Genomic DNA, 2,795 nt, shown 5'->3' on the forward strand with positions numbered 1-2,795 from the left:
GATAGTGCTGGTCGATCGTCCGATCCCACAGCCAGCCCGCGTTGAGGTTGACCCGCATCGTCTCGGACAGCCTGTAGGTCGCCGGCAACGTCACGAACGCGACCGTATTGTTGCCGCTGGCTGCATCGTAGGAGCCGCCCGCCTCGATCGCGAGACCGAACCGGCCGATCGCGGTCGGCACCAGGACGGTCTTGAGCTTCGGCGACAGTGTCGTGCTCCAGTCGCCGTCGGCGCGCGCCTGGCTCGCCTGCAGCGTCAGCTCGAAAGGACGACCAAGGTCCACCACGCAGGACGGGTTCGCCACTGCCGAAAAGTCCGCGTTGGTGGCGCGCGACCACCAGCTTTCCAACTTGCACGAACCGAGTTCGGAAATGTCAGTGGCATCGACCGCATAGGCGCCGTTCGCCGCCCAGGCTTCGCCCGACAGCAGCAGGGCAAGCCCGATCACGGCGAGCAGCAAAACGGTCAGGGCGCGGGTCAGCGGAAGCATGGAACCAGCCTTAGCAGACGGCCGGCTCGACAGCTTCCGCGACTTCCGCCTATCCTCAACTTCATGGCCGACCATGAGCATCATCATCACCACGATCACGACCATTCCGAATTGTCGGAGACCGAGCTGCGGGTGCGCGCGCTCGAAACCATCCTCACCGAAAAGGGCTATGTCGATCCCGCGGCACTCGATGAGCTGATCGAAACCTACGAGACCAGGGTCGGCCCGCGCAACGGTGCCCGCGTGGTCGCCAAGGCCTGGAGCGATCCGGCGTATCGCGAGCGGCTGCTGCACGACGCCACCGCAGCGATTGCCGAGCTCGGCTACACAGGCCGCCAAGGCGAACACATCGTCGCGGTCGAGAACACGCCGGCCACCCACAACATGGTCGTGTGCACGCTGTGCTCCTGCTACCCGTGGCCGGTGCTCGGCCTGCCGCCAGTCTGGTACAAATCGGCGCCGTATCGTTCGCGTGTGGTCAAAGAACCCCGCGCGGTACTGGCCGAATTCGGCGTGACACTGCCGCAGGACACGGCGATCCGGGTGTGGGATTCCACTGCGGAAATCCGTTACCTGGTCATTCCCATGCGTCCGGTCGGCAGCGACGATCTCGGCGAAGATCAGCTCGCCGACCTCGTCACCCGCGACAGCATGATCGGCACCGGCCTTGCTCGCACGCCTGCGGAGATCACGCAATGAACGGCGCGCACGACATGGGCGGCATGGACGGCTTCGGGCCGGTGATGCCCGAGAGCGATGAGCCGCTGTTTCATGCCGCGTGGGAGCGCCGTGCCTTCGCGCTGACGCTCGCGATGGGACGTCCCGGCGGCTGGAACATCGACATGTCGCGGTTCGCCCGCGAGAACCGTGCACCGATCGATTATCTGTCGAAGAGCTACTATCAGCTCTGGCTCGCGGGCCTCGAAACACTGATGGCCGAACGCGGCCTCGTCACCGCAGATGAAATCGATGTGGGCCGCCCGCTGCATCCGGCCAAGAACGTCCCAGTGCTGTCGGCCCCAGACGTCGCCCCGATGCTGGCGCGCGGTGCGCCGACCGAACGTGACGCCGCGGTCCCTGCCCGGTTCGGCGTCGGCGATCGGGTCCGCGCCAAGGAGCTACATCCACGAACCCATATCCGGCTGCCGCGCTACGTCCGCGGCCGGGTCGGCACGATCGAACTGGTGCACGGCGCGCATGTGTTTCCCGACAGTCACGCGCATGGCGGCGGCGAGCAGCCGCAATGGCTGTACACGGTGGCATTCGAAGCACGGGAGTTGTGGGGCGACGATGCAGACCCGACCTCGCGGGTCTCGGTCGATGCCTGGGATTCATATCTGGAGCCGGCGTGATGAGCGGCCATTCCGAGGCTGCGGCGATCGCGGCGCGCAGCGTGCCGGGCCTGCCCCGCGACGGTGACGGCCCAGTGTTCCGGGAGCCCTGGGAAGCCCACGCCTTTGCGATGGCGGTGACGCTGCACAGCCGCGGCCTGTTCACTTGGCCGGAATGGGCGGCGGCGTTGTCCGCCGAGATCCGCCGAGCCCAGGCTGACGGCGATCCCGACTGCGGCGACACCTACTACCGCCATTGGCTAGCGACGCTGGAACAGATGGTCGCAGCCAAGGGCGTCGCCAGCCTCGCGACCCAGCATCAGTACCGCGACGCCTGGGACCGCGCCGCCGATCGCACCCCGCACGGCCATCCGATCGAGCTGCAGCCCGGCGATTTTCCACAGTCAGAAGCGTTTTCGGCGGCTGAGTCACCGCCGCGTTAACGCTGATGCGACAAGTTTGGTCTGTGCGTCACTGACGTCAACGAGAACCGAACCGGTCGGCGCTAATCTGCAGCCTGCCGACAGATCGCGGATGGCGAGGCTGCGGCGGCAGCGAGTTGGGTAATGGCGCAGATCGATTTTGATCGACCGATGCGGTGGGCGGCAAATGCCGCCGGCCGCTATCTCGCCGAAGCAACCTCCGACTCCGAACTGTTTCTGCAACGCGCCGCGGCGCTCGGCCCTTCCGCGGCGATCACCCCGTTTCAGTCTCCCGACTGGCTGAACGCCTGGTTGAGAATGCTCGGGCCTTCCGCGTCCGCCGAGCCGCTGCTGATCACCGTCCGCGACAGCTTCCGAGACGAGATCGCGATGCTGCTGCCGCTGGTGATCCGCCGGGTGTGCGGCGTGGCGCTGGTCGAATTCGCCGACCTCTCGGTGTCGGACTATAACGTGCCGCTGCTCGGCCCCGCCGCCCCCTCGCCGCCGGCAGCGGCTGCCCCGGCATTCGCGGCCGCGTTGGCGCCGACGCCC

4 protein-coding genes and 1 pseudogene are annotated in these 2,795 nt (G+C 67.0%); 4 read left to right on the forward strand and 1 reads right to left on the reverse strand.

Features of this window, described 5'->3' with window-relative positions; translation table 11 throughout:
- Window positions 1-490, reverse strand: a 490-nt coding sequence (locus DYI24_RS24545; RefSeq protein ID WP_164574179.1) for a PA4824 family protein, incomplete at its 3' end; no start/stop codon positions are given.
- 63 nt (window positions 491-553) lie between these two features.
- Here DYI24_RS24545 and nthA point away from each other — a divergent pair.
- The 4 genes and pseudogenes from nthA to DYI24_RS24565 all read left to right on the forward strand — a co-directional run.
- Window positions 554-1,189 (forward strand): nitrile hydratase subunit alpha, encoded by a 636-nt coding sequence (gene nthA, locus DYI24_RS24550; protein WP_164574180.1) that lies wholly within the window; start codon window positions 554-556, stop codon window positions 1,187-1,189.
- A complete protein-coding gene (gene nthB / locus DYI24_RS24555) occupies window positions 1,186-1,842 on the forward strand; it encodes a nitrile hydratase subunit beta (RefSeq protein WP_164574181.1) in 657 nt (218 codons plus the stop codon). The genes nthA and nthB overlap by 4 nt, the downstream gene beginning before the upstream one ends.
- A complete protein-coding gene (locus DYI24_RS24560; RefSeq protein WP_164574182.1) occupies window positions 1,842-2,264 on the forward strand; it encodes a nitrile hydratase accessory protein in 423 nt (140 codons plus the stop codon). The genes nthB and DYI24_RS24560 overlap by 1 nt, the downstream gene beginning before the upstream one ends.
- Before the next feature lie 123 nt (window positions 2,265-2,387).
- Window positions 2,388-2,795: pseudogene (locus tag DYI24_RS24565) on the forward strand (GNAT family N-acetyltransferase); the annotation flags it as partial.

It is taken from the genome of Rhodopseudomonas sp. BR0C11 (assembly GCF_010820945.1).
In the GTDB taxonomy this organism is placed as follows: domain Bacteria; phylum Pseudomonadota; class Alphaproteobacteria; order Rhizobiales; family Xanthobacteraceae; genus Rhodopseudomonas; species Rhodopseudomonas palustris_H.

Coding starts and splice junctions, on each gene's coding strand:
- nthA (WP_164574180.1), top strand. CDS start 554: ATGGCCGACCATGAGCATCATCATCACCACGATCACGACCATTCCGAA.
- nthB (WP_164574181.1), top strand. CDS start 1,186: ATGAACGGCGCGCACGACATGGGCGGCATGGACGGCTTCGGGCCGGTG.
- DYI24_RS24560 (WP_164574182.1), top strand. CDS start 1,842: ATGAGCGGCCATTCCGAGGCTGCGGCGATCGCGGCGCGCAGCGTGCCG.